The sequence below is a fragment of the Pedobacter sp. genome, from assembly GCF_035566355.1.
In the GTDB taxonomy this organism is placed as follows: Bacteria; Bacteroidota; Bacteroidia; order Sphingobacteriales; family Sphingobacteriaceae; genus Pedobacter.
The window spans coordinates 18,945-36,874 of sequence record NZ_DATMRL010000260.1; the positions used below are offsets into that span (position 1 = coordinate 18,945).

The following is a 17,930-nucleotide window of genomic DNA, read 5'->3' on the forward strand; positions in this document are numbered from 1 at the left end:
TTATACTGATACAAGATGTAACAGGTTTAAACAAAAAAGGACTTTGATATGGCTAGGAAGGCTGAAAAGTTAGCACGAGAAGCTAGAATCGCCTGTGAGAAATGGCGACAATACTTTAAATACAACATCGATAAATATCATAAGATGCATTCCTTTGTTCTTGGCCATCAATGGGAAGAGGAAGAAGAGGACATGCTTATTACCAATAAGAAAGTCCCGCTAACGGCCAATAAACTTGCCACTATGGGTAATGCACTCCTTGGTGAGCAACAACAAAATACCCCACAGCTTGAAATAGTTCCTATGACAAATTGCGATGAGGAAACAGCTCATCTTCGTGAACTCATAGTCAAAGATATTGTTTTCAGTAATGAATCAAACACCGCATATCAGGTAGCAGCCTCCCAGGCTTTTATCGGAAGCTATGGCGCTTTTTTAGTTGACACAGAGTATACCCATTCAAAATCATTTGATTTAAACATCGTGCAACGTTGGTTTAAGGATTCAAGTCGCTGCTATTGGGATATAGGTGCTGAGACTATCAATAAAACAGATGGTATGCATGGCGGCTATATTACGCGTATGACGTGGGCGAAATTCAGACAAGTCTATGGCAAAGAAGTTGAAGAAAAGGTAAAGCGTGCCTCTAAAATTACAGCAACGCAAGAGGAAATAGCATTAGCTGTGCAGCCGGATACCTATGGAGAAGATCCATTCTCATGGGCCGATGATGAAGCAGCTTCAATCAATAATTACTACAAACGTAAGTTCATCAAAGACACGCTTTATAAAATGTCAAATGGTAAGATATTAAACCAGGAAGAGATGGACGAGCTAATAGAGTCTAGTCTTCGTTTCCAAGAAAATCAAATGCTGGCACAAGATTTGCAGCCAGTACCTCAAGTGGGGGGATTAGAACAACAGGCAGGGATGCCGCCCCTACCTCAAAACCCAATGTTATCTCAAGTTCCAGAATCTATGGGTATTATGGGTGGAGAAGTAACAGTTGGCAATAAAGCCGAAGGCCAAGGATTAACAGCACCCATTGATGAAGAATCCGAATACGATGAAGAACTAGATTTCGATGAGCGACAAACACTATTTGATGAAGGACAGCCTGTAAGAATTGAAGAAAAACGTGAGCACAAACGCTCGCGTATCATACACTATCAAATAGCAGGTGATTACATTTTAGATGAAACTGAATTCCCAGCCGAAGAAATACCCGTTATCTATGTTGATCAGAATTCCTTTTATGATAAAGATGGCAAGCAAGTATGCCGGTCATTTTTTGATGATGTTATAGATACTCAGCGGTATATCAATTATCTCAGAACCCAATCTTGTTATATTTTGAAAGTTAGTCGTTATGACCAATGGATAGGCTCTAAGAAAAATGCGCAAAGTCCTGATACTATGCGCAACTGGAAAGACCCCCAATCTATCCAAGGACTCTTAACTTATGATGAATCCCCTAATGGTGATAAGCCTTTCCAAGTGCAACCCCCTGAGCTCTCACAATCGCTATTTACGCAATACAATCTTGCGATAGAGGATTTATACACCTCAACCGGATTATATCCAACCCGGATGGGCCAGCAAGGTAATGAGATATCAGGAGTTGCAATTGATGCTAGAACTCGCCAAGGAAGTTATTCAACCTATGTGGCTTTTAATAGCATAAACCGTGCCATAGCAACCGCAGGTCGCATTATTAATCAAATGATACCACGTGTGTATGATGCAGAACGTGTGATTGCTTTAATGACCCCTGATGAGGGCATGAAGAACATTACTATCAATAAACAGATGGATGAGTATGGCGAGAAAGTTGAAAATGATATTAGGAAAGGCACCTATGAGGTTCGCTTGAAACCAGGGCCTAGCTATGAAGGTCAGAAGCAAGAGGCTCTCAATAGTTTGCAACAAATACTACAAGCAAGTCCTGAAACTTTTAATCTTGTGGCTGACTTGTATGCTGATAACCTGCCTTTATCAAATACTATTGAGATTAAGAACAGACTTAAAACCATTGTGCCCCCGCAAATCATTGAGGCTGGTAAAACGGGCAAAATGCCGTCAGAAATGGGTCAAAATCAACCAAGTCCTGAAGAACAAGCTATGCAAATGCAGCAGCAACAAATGCAAATGGAAGCCCAATTCAAGCAAGCGGAACTTGAACTCAAAAAGCAAGAGTTACAATTGAAAGCTCAACAAATGCAGATTGACCTTGAGATTGAGCGACAAAAATTACAAGCGGAAGAAATCGCTGTCATGGGGGAAATTGAAGAAAGTAAGATGCGATATATGGCTGAAACTGAACGAACACAAAGTGACCATGCTATAGCGCATGCTGATAATTTGGTTAAGATTTTGACACACAATATAAGGACGTAAGATGCAAATAAGTAATCTGGATGATTTATTGGCAACTGGTAAAATAACTCCCACGGAAATAGCAGAAAAACTGGAGGGTGAAGAAGATGGATCTAGAGATGATTACGAAAATAATAGTGACATACCCGAACAACAGCCAAGAAGCAACGATGAGGATGTCGGGGATAAAGACACCACCACTAACGAACAAATTGAAGACGCGACACCTGAGGTGGAAACAGATGACTATGGCAATAAAAAGACTACTGACAATGAGGTAATACGCGAGCGTCTTAAAAAGCAAGCTGAAAGTATGACGCGCAAACATGAGGCAGAGATTGAGGCATTACGTGCACAATTGGCTGAAACAGGTGCAAGTCGCGAGGTTCAGAAAGCTGCCAAAGATTTCGAATACGATCCAAATGATAGTAGTGACTGGCAGCAACAACTAGCATCATTCGTGAAACAAACCGTTAATAACATGTCACGTGAGACTGAAGAACGTGAGATGCGAGTGCGCGAGCAAACAGCTCAACGTGAGTTTGAAACCAAATTTCTGGATGGCATGAATAACTTTGATGACTTTGTGCAAGTTGTAAAACAACAACCTATTACCGATGCGATGACGGTTGCCACGCGTGCTATGAAAGACCCAGCTGCTTTCATCTATGCGGCTAGCAAACGACATCCTGAAGAACTTAAACGTATATCGTCTATTCCTGATCAATACGTACAAATGGTTGAAATGGGACGATTAGAGGAACGCATGAGAAAGTCTAAGTCGACAACGTCCGCACCAAGGCCTCTAGGGCGTGCTACAGAAGACGCGACCATAGAGCACAAGCGTACCCCAAAGGAGCCGACGATTGAGCAACAGATAGCACAATTTGAGGCTAGAAAGATGGCTAAAATAAAGGCAAAACGTGGATAAAGATAAGTTTGTATTACCTACCTCACCTAAAATTGAAGGAACACTGGATAGTTGTTTTAATATGTTTTTATATATCCTAAAACAGGTTGAAAAAATAACTAAAGAATTAGAAAAAAAAGATAAGAATGATTAACAAAAGAAACATTGTTGCATTTTTTCATAGATATGATACAAATTAACTAATTGATGCGTAGTTGTACGGGTTTCCATCATCCCAAAAGAAAAAAGATAGGCGCGTAACGATATGGATTGTCTCCCGCCGGACAAATGATTACTAGGTGCACAGTGTGTGCGTTTACTTATTATTTTGTTCGTCAGGGAGAGGAACATGTCAACTAATATTTTTCGCGAAACCCAGTACGTTCTAGATGACGTATTTGTGCGTTTCTGGAACAGTTTGGCTTTTGCAAGAACAGCTAATCGTAATCTTGAAGGTGATTTTAAATCTCTTCGTTTTGCTACCGGTCAAACACTCGATTATAGGCTTGAAGAGCGATATCTCGCGGGTGAAGGTGCGTCTGCTACAAGTGAAGCTCGTGTTCAAATCATACGTCCTTTATCTATCACCAAACAATTTAGAACCATGATTGAGTATACGGGTTTCGAACTCACATTCGATCGTGCGCGCGACGAACCCTATTTAGAAATGGCTAACGCCCCTCGTGCAAAGCGTTTGGCAAACTTAGTTGAGAATTTCATTGCCGCTCAAAATTTCCAGCCTGCAGTTTATAACTCTGTTGGAACACCAGGCGTGCCTGTTAGTTTAAACACAATTTTGACAGCTGATGCCTTAATGACGCAACTTGCAATCCCTGAAGATGGCAAACGCTTTTGTGCTGTTCCCCCACGTATTGCAGCGAACCTTTCCAATGACCTCTTTAACGTCTTTAACATGACTGTTAATACAGGTGCTTTGATTGATGGATTTGTAGGGCACTTATCAGGTTTTGACTTCTTTAAGACTAACTTTTTGACGCGTCAAATAGCAGGTGCTGGGCAATTAGGCGGGACTCCTCCTGCAGGTATGCTACTTGCAGGTACTGTCACCAATGGACCTATCATTGCAGGTAACCTAATTAGCGTTACAGGATTAGGGCAAGCCCCTGGTACTGTGGTCTTTAACATAGGTGACATCATCCAGGTAGCTCCGGCTGCTGGCGTTTACGCAGTCAACCCACTGACCTATGAGCCAATTTATGAAGCTCCTGCACAATTTGTAGTGACAGCACAGGTAATCTCGGCCAACGGCTCTACGGCAGATATTCCTGTTAATCCAACTATTGTTATTGCCGGTGCTCAACAAAACATTTCTGCTGCTATTCCTAATGGTGCTCAAATGTTGCTCTATGCTGACCATAACGTATCTTTGGCTTATCACACACAAGCGGTTGTCTTTGCTGCACCTCCAATCAAGGAATTAAAAGGTGGTGTTGAAGCCGTTACGCGTTACTCCGATCTTTACAAGTTAGCGATGACCTACTCTTTGGGTGCGGATATCCGTAATTACGAGCAGCTCGATCGTATTGACGTTATCTGCGGGGTTGCAATTAACCCTGAGTTTGCAGTGGCTATCTTGTCGTAATTTTCATGATTTGGGCGGGAAACCGCCCTTTCACGCAAGGATTTTTGATGAAAGATGAAAAGAAAATTGAATATGTCGAATATGTAGGTCGACAAGTTCCTAAGAAAGATTTTAGGGTTTTTGTATATGGCGAGGATGATAAAAGACGGCTTTGTAATAGCTACGAAGAATATGAAAAGGCTGTAAAAAGTCGTGAATGGTTCACAACGGTGGATGAGTTAAAGCCAAAGGGTCAAAAAAATAGGGGATAATTATGACAACGGTACGGCAATTTGTAAGACAATCCTATCGTTTAATAAATCCTAGCAATCCGACACAACCCTTGCATGGCGATGATGAAGATTTGGCTATATTAGTATTAAACGAGCTTTTACAAGCATACGCTTCAACAGGGCTTATGATTACGATTGCCAATACTGTGAATACCATAGTCAATATCGGTACGCAATATGTAGTTTGCGCAGATGTAACCTACATACCGCTTCCCAATGAAGTATTAATTCCACAAGGACGCATGGCCAATATGACGGCCGCCTGGCTTAATTTAGATGGCGTAGATTATCCCTTAATTCCTGAATCACGGGATGAGTTTCTGGCCTCCTTCAAATATTTCCCATTAAAAGGATTGCCACGTTTCTTGATTATGTATCCTGAAACAACTTTGATGCGTTTACAGATTTATCCAGCCCCAAGCCAGGCGTTCACCTTTTTCTTAAGAGCTAAGTTTCAGTTGGCTACTTTAACCTCCAATTCCACCATGGATTTATTGCCTACTTATTATTTGCGATACCTTCTATTTGCAACAGCAAAAGATGTAGCTATGTATAAAGGTCGCGCTGATGCATGGACGACTCAATTGGAAGCTATGTATCGCGAGGCAATGGATATTATGATCTCAAGTTCTGAAGTTAATTTGTCAGTTACAGGGGATAGGGCAAGTTTGTTGAATGGTGCATGGCGTGTACGGGCAGGAATATAATGGCTATTGAAGAGCTACCGATATTTTGCTATTACGACCGTCAGCGTTTCACGCAATTTGGTGCTATGGATTGTGCGAATTGGTATGGGATTCAAGTAGAGAGTGGAAAAAAGAAACAAGCATTATATCCTGCTATGGGACGCCAACATATTACCTTTGGTGGACAAAATCAGCTTATATTTAGCGCCGAGCCTCGACTGATATTTAAATCTATTAACTTTTTTTATGTAATCGATGGCACCCAAGTTTTTCAATATGACAAATTTTACAATCAAAAGATTATAGGAAATGTTTCCTTAACCGGTAACCTTTGGTTTTCTATTTTGCCAGTTAATACTGTCGTCTATATCATGCTTACAGATGGCACAAATATTTACATTATTACTGAAAATGGTACCAATGTGACCATGGGCACAGTTACTGACCCCAATGCTCCAGGAGGCGGAAATAATCCAGGAAGCCCTGCATTTGTAGCAACCTTTGGTAATCGGTTTGTCGTTAGTACCTTAAATACGCCACAGTTTACCTTGTCTGTAATAAATCTAGGTGGTTCTGTTGTTGATTTAAATACTTGTTTCACGATAAATGGCGCAGCCTTATTTGCCCAAGCTACAGGAATTATTAGACAATTAGCGGTTCTTCATAATCAGTTATATATTTTTAATGATTTTACTACAGATATATGGGGGAATATAAGCACGCAAATTACCGTAGCAGGAGCTACTTTTGAGTTTCCATTTAAACTGAACTCTTCATACAATTTTGACTATGGCATGGAAGATCCATTCAGTCTATCTGTATCCTTTGGCCGCATGACATGGCTTGGTCAAAATCAAGAGGGTTCAGTAAGCTTTTTCGTTTCTGATGGCGGAAGACCCCAAGATATATCAACCCAGGCAATTAATGTCCTATTACAAGACTCAACCCATCCAGGGGATGTCAGTCCATTTTTAACCCAAACGGTACGTGGTTTCTTGTATCAATATGAAAATACTATTTTTTATCGGGCTGTTGTTGGTATTTTTATTTCTGAGGACATTCTGGACTTAGATGAGGACAATACTGTAGCCATTGAATATAACTTTGAGACACAAACCTGGGGACGTGTTATTGAGTTAAATGGTGAGCGTAATCGTATTCAGCAACATGTTTTCTTTAATAATATTCATTTAGTAACCATTGAGGAAGACTCAGCAATTTATGAGATGGCAGGGAATATTTACACCAATGAGTTGAGAACGCCAAATACTGGCCCCCAAGACGCGAATGCTTTTACCCAATATCCTATGCGCTATGAACTTGTAACGCGTCAATTAGCACTCGAGGCCTATGAAGAATTTATCGATGATTACGTGCAAATTGATTTTGTTTTTGGTGATGAGGCATTTTTTAGATCGGATGCACCATTTTTAAATACTGTTTTTATTGTTGGGGAAGGTTCAACGCCAACTAATCCAATTTATATTGTAACGGAAGACGGTAAGTACGTTATACAAGAGGGAACAAATTTCCCAACCAGTGCAGATAGCCAATGGAATGCACTTTATAAGCCTCATATTGAGCTTTATATCTCAGATGATGGCGGAGTGACCTTTTTATCAGCTGATGCCAGAGAGCCTTGGCAATTAGGAGAGTATCGCTGGATTATGCGATGGAATGAGTTAGGAACCTCAAGGAACCGTTGTTACAAGCTCGTTTGTGTGAGTCCGGCACCTATCGTGATATTGGGAGCTGTCAGAAACACAAGGCGTGCTAGCGGAGGGGCTAATTAATGGATTTGATATTAGATAGAATTGATTCAGCACCTATTTTTGGAAATGAGTTTACCCAAGACTTTACCCAATGGGTTACTAATTTGGTTGATACTTTAAACGAAGATATTGCTGACATTGAAGAAAGTTTTAACTTTTTAACCGCACCCAATTTAACAGCAGTTCAAATTGCAGCCATGTTTACAGCAGGTGATTTTACAAATGGTATCTTATTATACGATACTACTAATAACGAATACGTAGGGATGCAATCAGGGGCGTTAGTTAAGTTTACTACAACAGCTTATCCGTAAAAGGAGTTTACAATGGGCTTTCTAGATTTTTTAAATCCTGGGAAAGGATACAAGGCTGGACAAAACCAGCTTAACAGGTTCTACGGTGAAAACCAAAACCTCTATAATCAAGGGCTAAATCAGGCTTATAGATACTATAATCAAGGCCAAGATTATCTCAATCCCTACAATCAGCAAGGCCAAAATGCCTACGGGCCATTGGCGACCTCTATGGATGAGTTATTGCATCCTGAAAGACTCCAAAACCAATGGACACAAGGTTATCACGAATCAGATTATGCAAAGCAACTTGAGAATATGGCGCAAGAACGTGGTTTAAGTTCTGCAAGTTCTCAAGGTTTGCTTGGATCAACACCAGCCTTACACGCTATTCAGCAAGGAACCACAAATATCGCTAATGCGGATCGTCAACAGTATCTAGCAGATTTGATGGATAAGTACATGAAAGGCGCTGAACTTGCGCGTGGTATTTATACTGGGGGATTGGGCGCTGCAGGACAACAAGGAAGTCTTGCAGGTAATATGGGCTCTAATCTTTTACAGGCCGCCATGAATCAGGGCACTAATGCGATGAATATGGGAGGCAATAGTGCACAGATGGCCTATGGACAACAGAATGCTCCAGGTAATTTATTTAATAGCATAATAGGTCAAGGTATTGGCCTGTTCGGTAGTGCGCTTGCAGGGCCTATGGGAGGCGCATTAGCCAAGAGATGGAATTTATCGGGAGGTTGACATGGCTTTAGGAATTCCGTTGCCAGGAAGCTTTGGTGAGGCTTTAAATCAGGGTGTTAATACGGGCTCTAGTATGTTTGCGCGTATTATGGAGCCCATTCTTAAACGTGAGCAATTAGCACAGCAGATGAAGATACATAAAGATGCCTTGGCTTTGCAGCAGGCATCTGCAGGTAGGGCTGCGGCTTTGGCGCCTCTCCATCAACAATTAGCACAATTGCAAATACAAAAAGCTCAGATGGAATCTGATCCAACCAAGAAATTGGCTTATATTCAAACAATTTTACAAGGGCTTCATGGGGGACAATCTTTGCCAAATGCAGAACCAATGTCGCCAATGTCTGGTTCTGGAATGCCAAATTTAGAAGAAATAGGAAGCCCTCCAGTAAAAGCTCCTTCACCGCAACAATTACAACAAGGTGGATTTAACTTTACTCCTGAGGAGCAAATGGCTTTAAATATGGCCGGTATTAAATTGCCTCAGATTCGAGAAACTCCACAACAAAAAAGATTTGCCGATTTGGAGAGCAAACTCAAATTAGAAGAAGCAAAAACTGCCAACAAAGCCAAGGTTATTCAAGATAAAGAAAAAATATCGGCTAAAAAAGATATTCCAGTTCTTGAAAATTCTTTGAAAGGCGTAGATGAATTAATCAATATTGCTAAAAACAATCCTGAAATGTTTGGGAAAACATTTTTGCCAGAATTATATGCAAAGACTACAAAAAATAAAAACTTTGGTGTTTGGCAAAACTTGATTGCAGATAGAATTGCAGGTCTTGAGATGAAACTCTCGTCTAGGGGCAATATTGTTGCCTTAAAACTCGCCCAAGCTTTAAAACCTTCTCATGCAGAATCGCAACAAGTGGCGATAGGAAAACTTGAATCTATGAAAAAGGAATTATTGAGTTCTATAGAAAGGTCGAAAGTTTTAGCAGGTCATGATACATCTTATAAAGACACTGATTTGGTGATTGTGGAAGGTCCAAATGGTGAAGAGACCATGACCTATGCACAAGCTAGACAGTTAGGGGCACAATAATGTCTCAATATAAAATAAAAGGTCTAGCTAATTCTAATGCAGGGTTTCGTATCAAAGGACCAGCAGAGTCAAAATTACCACAAGCGCCAATGATGCCGACTCATGAAAATGAAGGTATAGCTAGTATTCCGGGAGATATTGGTAATGCGGGATTAAATTTATTATTTGCAGCAGGCAATAAAGCGATGCAATTGCCTAATGAATTCTCAGAAGCAGGACAACAATTATCTGAACATCCTTTGTCAGGAATTGGTCGTGGTGGGGCTGGGATTTTATCTGGACTCTTAGAAGGAGCTAAAGGATTATACAATCTGCCATTAAATATTAATACCTATCTTGGCTCAAAAAATATACCTTTATTTAAACAAATTGCTCCTTATGCTGAAAAGTTAAAGATTGGTAATACAGGATTAGAGCATGCCATTCTTGGTGAGTCTCAAAGAGGTGATGAATTGTTTCATGATATTGGTGCTATCGCGCCTTTATTTATGGCTCCAGAGGCGGCTACAGCAAGAATCCCTGCGATCACTAGCAAAGGAATTGTAAAACAGTTATCTAAGGCGAAAGCGAAAGAAATGGGAATTGCGAAAAAAGATTACACTAAATTATTTTCAGAAGCCCATAATGCAGGACTTACGCATGCCTTACCATCCCCAAAAATTGTAGATATGCACTCTAATATTGTTAAAAACTCACAACCAAAATTTCATACAGCACTTAAAAAATATTTAGCTGAACCAACTATTGAAAATGCTCATTGGGCAAATAGTGAGCTTGGAGCATTTGAAAGGCATCTTGATAGTATATCCAGGAAGACTGGTTTAACACCTAGTCAAATCAAAACTTATAAGAATGTACTTGAGACACGTAAAGGCATTAAAGAAGCCATGTTTTCAAAGAACGCTTTTGGTAGCAACCCAAAGTTGGCAATGGGTTATACTAATCTTGCCAACAAATATAGAGAAAACGTTATCCCTTATACAAGGCTTGAAGACCTATCAGAATATGAAGCAGGAAAAATGCGCCCCAAAACTGCTGTTAAGAATTTATTAAAAGATGAAGAATTTATGGTGCAGTTAGCTAAGAATCATCCAGGGATATTTCTTCATAATCCTTCTGTAAAGAAAGTTTTAACTTATGGAACTATAGGTGGTTTGTTAGGATATAATGAATTAAAAAAATTCCTCAAATAAAATAATTAATCAAATGCCCACCAACAAATTAATATATAGATTGTAAAAAATATTATAAAACCCATAATAAACCTCAAATAAGTTTCAGTAAATGTAAAATCACAGGGAGAACAATAGATGTACCTATAAGCCCAATAGTCCATAAGAAATTAGAATGAATCTTTGAATCAAGTTTATCGAAAATCCTTTCTATCCGTTCCTCAATTTTTTCAAACTTCCTATAGATATCTGTATTTTGAGATTCTATTAATCTCAATCTTACTTCATGTTCAATATATTGCTCAGTATCTTTACTCATCCTAAACCCTCAAAACCAATTAAACTCATATCCTAACAGCATAAACAACCCAGATATGATTACAAAAACTTTAAATCCAATATAACTCAACTGGCGCCTTTTGTTATTATCCTTTTTATCTTTATAAAAGTTATCGTCCATGTTACACCTATTTGTGTGGGTTAGTATTACAAGTACATTGTACCATGTGTATGACCAAAAAACAATCATTATTTTAAGGAGAATGAAATGCCATTGAAGAAAGGAGCTAAACCAGGATCTAAAGGGTTCAAAGATAATATTAAAGCTGAAATGTCCGCAGGAAAACCTCAGAAACAAGCTGTAGCAATTGCATACTCGGAATCCGGGGAAAAGCGTAAGAAGAAAAATAAAAAATAGGTATAATACAAAAACAAAGCCGAACATATGGGCGCTAACCCGTTCGGCTTTCAACAACACACAACAGGAATAGTATATCAAATGAGTATAGACCTAACAAGACTATGTTTTGAACAAACTGGTTTTACTGCAACACAAAAACACATTCTTTCGATTCTTTGCTTCACAGCTAATAAAGATAATGAAGTATTTCTTACTATTGATCAGATCATGGAAAAAAGCGGTCGATGCAGAAATAAAGTCGAATCCATATTAAAAATATTTAGAGATAAAAAAATCTTAATTTATACCGGAAAAAATACTAGTTATCGGAACAGAATTCCTATTTATCGTATAAGTTTTAATCACCCCACTAAAGAGGGTGATAAATCTTTAATCACCCCATTTCCAGAGTTTAATGACCCCATTTTGGGGTGTTTAATGACCCCACTAGCTGGGATACCTATAGACAATATTAAAAACAATAATAAAGACAATAGCGAAAACCCTTTTTCTTTTTTAACCCATGAAGAACGAAAAGAATTAGAATACTGTCAAAAAGGAAATTTCAAATTAGGGCCAGATTTTAAACACCTACAGCCACTATTAGATGAGATGATGAAATGCGACAAAGGAATGGCAAAAATATAAAGTGTAGAGTCTGTGCACGTTTTTTCTATGTACCTCTATTTCGAGTACATACAGCAAAATACTGCAGTTATGATTGTCATATTAATAGGAATGTAGAGGCGCCTATATTTAACTGTATGAATTGTAGTACGGAAGTTACCGGTTCTAAATATTTTCAACGATCAAAGAAAAAGTTCTGCTCTAAACATTGTCAGATTTGTTACAAAGCTAAAATAAAAGAAAAACTGGCTCTAAATAAATCCCAAAGAATCCTTAAAAAAGGCTCAGGATGTCGATTAGGCTTAAAGAAACTAGTATTTCAAAATTACGGAAAGCATTGTCAGCTTTGTGGCTATAAAGAACATGACTTTTGTTTAGTTTTGTATCATATCGACAATGACCCCTGGAACAATGAATTACCAAATATTGCAGTAGTTTGTCTTAATTGTAAGAAAGGATTACAAAAATCGGTTATTAGTCTAGCAATTCGTGAGTAACATGCTAATATAAATCAAATTACACAAGGAGTGTGATAATGCCGTTTGTAAGGTCATTTAATCCTATTTGGTTCGAAGTTGATCTAACCGCATTACCTTTTGACGATACGTATTTTCTATTTGTCTTACAAAATACATTTCCTTATTTGCCAGCTATTGTATACCACGATCCCTCAGGTTTAATTCCTTGGAACAACCCAATTCAATTTCTAGCCAATGGTACTCTTCCTGTAGACATCTATTGGGATACTGGTAGTTCTGCTGCTCCCATGGTATACAGACTCGAATTTAGGAAAGGCGATGATCAAAGCGATCCCCTTATTTATTTGGTTGAGAATTACACACCAGGCAGTGGTGGTATTGGCCCTATTACTCAGGTTGCATCCATTAGTGACAATCAAATCACGAACCCACAGTTCTCTTTAATAGATTTTACCACGCCATTTAGCTACACAGGCGCTGCAAGCGGCGTTAGTCCGATTGATGTGGCTCCGGGTTGGTCTTTGCTTTTAACAGGCACAGGAACCGTTACGTTGACCCAGGTGCCATTAAATGATAGTCCTTCAACTATTAATCCCACGAATGCGCCTTATGCCTTAGAAATTAATACTAGTAGTTGGGGCAGTGTTGTATTAAGACAGAGATTTCAACAAAACGGGATGGAATGGGCAAATCAAACGGTGGCAGTATCGATAACGGCTTTGATTCAAGGTGCCCCGCAGGTTATTACAGCGACCTTAGTTGATTCAAATTCAACGCTATTAGCCACTGTTTTAACGGCCACGGTAGACGGCGTATTCAATGAATATCGTGGCTTTGGTACGTTAGGTGGAACCACAAACCCTGATTTACCCCCAGCGGCTTACGTTGATTTTTTAATCCAGTTACCGATAACAGGGAATGTCTTCATAACTAGTATTCAATTAGTTGTATCTAATATGCCAACGGTTGTTCCATACATCCAAGACACAATAGAACGCCAACAAGATTATACTTTCCATTATTATCGTAATAGTTTATTAACCGAGCCTAAAGAAAGTTTGTTGACGGGGTGGGATTTTGGATTAAATCCTTGGCAATTTACGACAGTTACTAACACTACCTTAGCATCCCAATGTGCTTATACGGCTGATCAGACCATTATTTATCAGCAAACAGGTGCTTCTCAGGTATCGACGGCGCAAGGCACTGCAGCTCAAAACTTTGCATTTCAGGTAACAGCAGTTACTGCTAATAATAGATTTGCGATGATTCAATATATCGACCCTAGAACAATTCGAGATGTATGGGGATATACATTATCCTCTTTAGTGAGAGCTTATATCTTAAGTCCAACGCATAGTAGTAGTGTAAGGTTTAAAATGCGTCTTATTTGGCGAACAACATTACCGTCTACTATTGGCTCGGCTGAACCAATATCTAGTTGGACGGGAGCAGGCGATCCAGTTTTTGCAGCAGGATGGACAGCTATAACACCTACCAATGATCCAATTTATACCTTTGGCGCCCAGGGTTCGACCTATTCATTTCAAGGAATGACATTACCTGCAAACCAAACAGGAACCATGACCTTAGGAATTGTAATTTATACTATCGATAATATGAATCAGGCGGCAACTGCAGATAGTATTTTATTCGAACGTGTGTCTTTATGTCGAAATGACTTTGCTCTGGATGCACAAATATTAACCTTTGATGAGACCTTAAAACGTTGTTATTATTATTTTGAAAGCTCTAAAAATTTAGGCGTACTATTAACCACTAGTGATGCCAGTGGTGCTTTGGTTAGAACTTGTAACGTATTCACCAGCGGTGGGAATATTGTGGTATTTCCAAGGTCTTTTGATATTCGCTACAACGAGGTAAAAAGGACTAATGCATCTTTAGTTTTTTATAATGAAGCAGGTCTTATCAATAATGTTTCAGTTTATATTAGAGACAATGCAGTGCAAATAGGCGCTACTACTGAAATAGTTACAACGGGCTGGAATTCAGCGAATAACGGAAATAAAGGAGTTCAATTTATATCAGTTACACAAACAGCTAGTCCTTTTGCATCCGTAGCTGGTAGTGTATCTAATTCAACAGATGCTTATATTTCGTTTCACTACTCAGCAGACTCAAGGATGGGCACTTAATATAAAAGGAGTTATAATTGTGGCGATATTATACAATAGTAATTATGATCAAACTGTACCATTTTCGGATGTTTGCGTACAATTTAATCTTGCAACTAATGGAAGTCAATCTTTCACCGTTCCAGGTACTTCTATTAATAAATATTCAATACGTTTTGGCTACACTCAGAACTCAAATATTTTTGTAAGCTCAAATACCACGGGAACTGTTCCAACTACAGGAACTTCGAATACTCAACAATATACGGAGTTTAGACCAGGCTCAGATGGATCACAGCGCTACGCGCAAGGTGGAGATGTGTTGCATTTTATCACGCCGGATGCAACTGGTGCATATTTTGGGATATCATTAAGACAATTGCCGTAAATGTAATCGCATAAAAGGATTTATGATGGTTCAGACGCTTAAAATTAGTCAGATGACTAGCGGCGGTGATTTTTCGCTTGGCATGATAGCGCCTACCTTATTATCAGGGGCAAATGTTCAAGCAAATGTGCAATTACAATTTGCTGCAACAGGCAACACAGCAACGCGTCCCGTATCTCCTGCAACTCCCACCATACGATATAACACTGACTTTTCACAATTTGAATTCTGGGATGGTACGGTTTGGGATCAACTGGGTGGTAGCTCTGATGTAGCAGCTCTAATTGCGCGATTAGCCGCAAATACTGTTGGCAACGGCGCTAGTATGATAGGCCTTTTAAATCAGGGGTCTGTAAGTGGTCAAACGGTGCAAAATCTTGCAAATGCTGACTTTATTGTTAAGACAAATACAAGTTCCCTTGTAAATGGTTTTGCACTTTCTACTCTGCCTACAGGATTTTTAGCAGTACAAAATACCAGTGGAAATTTATCGTCTTTGACCTTACTTGGTTCGGCTAATCAAATCGTTATTACGAATCCCACAGGAACAGGAAACCCTCAATTTTCTATAGCGCCTAATCCACAGTTTTCAGGCACATCAAATGCCCTCATTCCTTTTGGAACTACGGCACAAAGGCCAATATCTCCACAAGATGGGATGATTCGTTATAACACAACTAATGCAGTATTTGAATTTTATAGCTCTTTTCTTGGCGCTTGGGAGCAGGTTGCAACAACTACAGGCTTAGTGAACTCTGTATCAGGTACACTTAATCGCATAACCTCAACCGGTGGCATTAATCCGGTTATAGATATAGCTGCAACCTACGTTGGCCAAACCTCCCTTGCAACACTTGGTACGATTACTACGGGCACCTGGAATGGTTCTGTTATAACGCCTGCTTTCGGTGGCACAGGCATCAATAACGGTTCAAATACCATAACCCTAGGTGGCGCTATCTCTACAGCAGGATCGCTCACTCTAGGTGGCGCATTCCCAGCTGTATTCAATTTCACGGGTTCTACAAATGTCACTTTTCCTACCTCGGGCACACTCGCGACAACTACAGGGGCTGTAACTAGTATCCTCGGAACTGCAAATCAAATCGTGGCCTCAAATCCTACAGGAACCGTTACCTTATCCATTGCATCAAATCCAATATTACCAGGTACTGGTGGGGTTACATTGCCAGAAGGTAATAGTGCACAACAAGCAGGAGGGGCTGGTACTATTCGATTCAATAGTCAGACGACTGTTTTTGAAGGTACTGTGAATGGCTCTACTTGGGTGCCATTCACGACAGCAGCGGGGTTGGTCACAAGTGTCACCGGAACTGCCGGGCGCATTACCTCTACAGGAGGCACGACACCCATAATCAACATTGACCCGACATATATTGGTCAAAATACTATAACCACCTTGGGCACTGTTACCACAGGAACCTGGAATGGCACAATTTTATCTCCGGTCTTTGGTGGTACTGGCATAAATAATGGAAGTAGCTTCTTAACCCTAGGTGGCGACCTTTCCACGATTGGGGCTTTTAATACAAGTTTTACGATGACAGCAGGTACCGCAGTTACCTTTCCAACCTCTGGAACCTTAGCGACCACCTCGCAACTTCCAACACCTGCAGCATTGACCGAAGTTGATGATACCAATGTTACTATGACTTTAGGAGGAACGCCGTCCACTGCATTATTACAAGCAGTATCAATGACTCTTGGTTGGACGGGTACCTTATCAGGAGCACGAGGTGGTACGGGTGTTAACAATGGTGCAAGTACTATAACCCTAGGTGGTAGTTTAACTACCTCAGGGGCCTTTGCATCTACCTTTACGATGACCAATACGACCGCTGTCACGTTCCCAACTTCAGGGACTCTTGCTACTACGTCGCAATTACCTGCAGGAGCCGCTTTAACGGAGACCAATGATACAAACGTGACGATGACACTCGGAGGAACTCCTGCTACGGCTCTTTTACAAGCTGTAAGCATGACCTTAGGATGGTCAGGTCAATTAGCAGTTGGGCGCGGTGGCACAGGTATTGGCTCCTATAGTCAGGGGGATATTCTTTATGCTTCCTCTACGAGCGCTTTATCTACACTTGCGAAAAGTACCACTGCTACAAACTATCTTTCTAATACAGGTACTTCCAATAATCCTGCATGGGCCCAGGTAAATCTTGCTAATGGTGTGACTGGGAACCTGCCTGTAACCAATTTGAATAGTGGAACATCTGCATCTAGCACAACATTTTGGCGAGGAGACGGTAGTTGGGCAAGTCCTGCAACTTCGGGAACGGGTGGCTTAAAATCATTTCAAATATTTACTACAGGTACTGCTCAAACCTATACAAAACCTGCTGGGGTTACCTCTATATTAGTAGAAGTAGTGGGCGGCGGAGGAGGCGGAGGGGGAAGTACTGGTAATACTGGCACATGCTCTGCAGGAGGCGGTGGTGGTGGTGGAGGCTATGCCAGATTATACGTAGCGTCTGCTGCTTCTACCTACACTTATACAGTAGGAGCGGTTGGGTCTGCAGGAGGCGGCGGCGGTACTGGAGGAACGGGCGGTACAACCACCTTCAGTGCATCTTCTCTGCAGGCTACCGGCGGAGTGGGTGGTAATGGCGCAGGTGCTCTTGTTAATGCACAAGCTAGTGCTGCATCTGGTGGAACTGGCGGCGTAGGATCTAACGGAGATATTAATGTTCAAGGACAACCTGGAAATCCT

The 17,930-nt window shown here is 40.3% G+C and carries 15 protein-coding genes; all 15 read left to right on the forward strand.

All coding sequences use genetic code 11. The features are described from left to right. Positions 1-48 precede the first annotated feature (48 nt). Entirely contained in the window at positions 49-2,397 is a 2,349-nt protein-coding gene (locus VNZ46_RS10230) for a portal protein (RefSeq protein WP_325560073.1), read from the forward strand. A gap of 1 nt (position 2,398) precedes the next feature. Further along, positions 2,399-3,307, forward strand: coding sequence for a hypothetical protein (locus VNZ46_RS10235; protein ID WP_325560074.1), 909 nt, complete (start codon positions 2,399-2,401; stop codon positions 3,305-3,307). Between the two features lie 328 nt (positions 3,308-3,635). Next, on the forward strand, positions 3,636-4,889 hold the full coding sequence (locus tag VNZ46_RS10240) for a P22 phage major capsid protein family protein (protein ID WP_325560075.1): 1,254 nt from the start codon (positions 3,636-3,638) through the stop codon (positions 4,887-4,889). A 47-nt stretch (positions 4,890-4,936) separates the two neighbouring features. Beyond that, positions 4,937-5,140, forward strand: coding sequence for a hypothetical protein (locus VNZ46_RS10245; protein WP_325560076.1), 204 nt, complete (start codon positions 4,937-4,939; stop codon positions 5,138-5,140). A 2-nt stretch (positions 5,141-5,142) separates the two neighbouring features. Then, the gene (locus VNZ46_RS10250) at positions 5,143-5,868 is read left to right on the forward strand and encodes a hypothetical protein (RefSeq protein WP_325560077.1); all 726 of its coding nucleotides are present in this window, start codon (positions 5,143-5,145) and stop codon (positions 5,866-5,868) included. Then, on the forward strand, positions 5,868-7,640 hold the full coding sequence (locus tag VNZ46_RS10255; protein WP_325560078.1) for a hypothetical protein: 1,773 nt from the start codon (positions 5,868-5,870) through the stop codon (positions 7,638-7,640). The genes VNZ46_RS10250 and VNZ46_RS10255 overlap by 1 nt, the downstream gene beginning before the upstream one ends. Further along, complete coding sequence (locus tag VNZ46_RS10260; protein WP_325560079.1) at positions 7,640-7,933, forward strand: hypothetical protein; 294 nt, start codon at positions 7,640-7,642, stop codon at positions 7,931-7,933. Before VNZ46_RS10255 ends, VNZ46_RS10260 begins: the two co-directional genes overlap by 1 nt. Positions 7,934-7,945: 12 nt before the next feature. Then, positions 7,946-8,668 (forward strand): hypothetical protein, encoded by a 723-nt coding sequence (locus VNZ46_RS10265; RefSeq protein ID WP_325560080.1) that lies wholly within the window; start codon positions 7,946-7,948, stop codon positions 8,666-8,668. A gap of 1 nt (position 8,669) precedes the next feature. Then, positions 8,670-9,710 (forward strand): hypothetical protein, encoded by a 1,041-nt coding sequence (locus VNZ46_RS10270; protein ID WP_325560081.1) that lies wholly within the window; start codon positions 8,670-8,672, stop codon positions 9,708-9,710. Further along, on the forward strand, positions 9,710-10,903 hold the full coding sequence (locus VNZ46_RS10275) for a hypothetical protein (protein ID WP_325560082.1): 1,194 nt from the start codon (positions 9,710-9,712) through the stop codon (positions 10,901-10,903). The genes VNZ46_RS10270 and VNZ46_RS10275 overlap by 1 nt, the downstream gene beginning before the upstream one ends. Positions 10,904-11,429: 526 nt before the next feature. Further along, positions 11,430-11,579 (forward strand): hypothetical protein, encoded by a 150-nt coding sequence (locus tag VNZ46_RS10280; protein ID WP_325560083.1) that lies wholly within the window; start codon positions 11,430-11,432, stop codon positions 11,577-11,579. Between the two features lie 81 nt (positions 11,580-11,660). Beyond that, positions 11,661-12,209 (forward strand): hypothetical protein, encoded by a 549-nt coding sequence (locus VNZ46_RS10285; RefSeq protein ID WP_325560084.1) that lies wholly within the window; start codon positions 11,661-11,663, stop codon positions 12,207-12,209. Positions 12,210-12,723: 514 nt separating this feature from the next. Beyond that, positions 12,724-14,823: a hypothetical protein gene (locus VNZ46_RS10290; protein WP_325560085.1), complete on the forward strand. Its 2,100-nt coding sequence runs from the start codon at positions 12,724-12,726 to the stop codon at positions 14,821-14,823. A gap of 19 nt (positions 14,824-14,842) precedes the next feature. Then, the gene (locus tag VNZ46_RS10295) at positions 14,843-15,190 is read left to right on the forward strand and encodes a hypothetical protein (protein ID WP_325560086.1); all 348 of its coding nucleotides are present in this window, start codon (positions 14,843-14,845) and stop codon (positions 15,188-15,190) included. Positions 15,191-15,242: 52 nt separating this feature from the next. Continuing rightward, positions 15,243-17,930 (forward strand): beta strand repeat-containing protein (locus VNZ46_RS10300; protein WP_414693486.1); only part of this gene is annotated, 2,688 nt, incomplete at its 3' end.

Bases quoted from the DNA above. Each gene is read 5' to 3' on its own strand.
- VNZ46_RS10270 (WP_325560081.1), top strand. From the start codon at position 8,670: ATGGCTTTAGGAATTCCGTTGCCAGGAAGCTTTGGTGAGGCTTTAAAT.
- VNZ46_RS10265 (WP_325560080.1), top strand. From the start codon at position 7,946: ATGGGCTTTCTAGATTTTTTAAATCCTGGGAAAGGATACAAGGCTGGA.
- VNZ46_RS10255 (WP_325560078.1), top strand. From the start codon at position 5,868: ATGGCTATTGAAGAGCTACCGATATTTTGCTATTACGACCGTCAGCGT.
- VNZ46_RS10260 (WP_325560079.1), top strand. From the start codon at position 7,640: ATGGATTTGATATTAGATAGAATTGATTCAGCACCTATTTTTGGAAAT.
- VNZ46_RS10245 (WP_325560076.1), top strand. From the start codon at position 4,937: ATGAAAGATGAAAAGAAAATTGAATATGTCGAATATGTAGGTCGACAA.
- VNZ46_RS10250 (WP_325560077.1), top strand. From the start codon at position 5,143: ATGACAACGGTACGGCAATTTGTAAGACAATCCTATCGTTTAATAAAT.
- VNZ46_RS10285 (WP_325560084.1), top strand. From the start codon at position 11,661: ATGAGTATAGACCTAACAAGACTATGTTTTGAACAAACTGGTTTTACT.
- VNZ46_RS10290 (WP_325560085.1), top strand. From the start codon at position 12,724: ATGCCGTTTGTAAGGTCATTTAATCCTATTTGGTTCGAAGTTGATCTA.
- VNZ46_RS10230 (WP_325560073.1), top strand. From the start codon at position 49: ATGGCTAGGAAGGCTGAAAAGTTAGCACGAGAAGCTAGAATCGCCTGT.
- VNZ46_RS10240 (WP_325560075.1), top strand. From the start codon at position 3,636: ATGTCAACTAATATTTTTCGCGAAACCCAGTACGTTCTAGATGACGTA.
- VNZ46_RS10235 (WP_325560074.1), top strand. From the start codon at position 2,399: ATGCAAATAAGTAATCTGGATGATTTATTGGCAACTGGTAAAATAACT.
- VNZ46_RS10275 (WP_325560082.1), top strand. From the start codon at position 9,710: ATGTCTCAATATAAAATAAAAGGTCTAGCTAATTCTAATGCAGGGTTT.
- VNZ46_RS10280 (WP_325560083.1), top strand. From the start codon at position 11,430: ATGCCATTGAAGAAAGGAGCTAAACCAGGATCTAAAGGGTTCAAAGAT.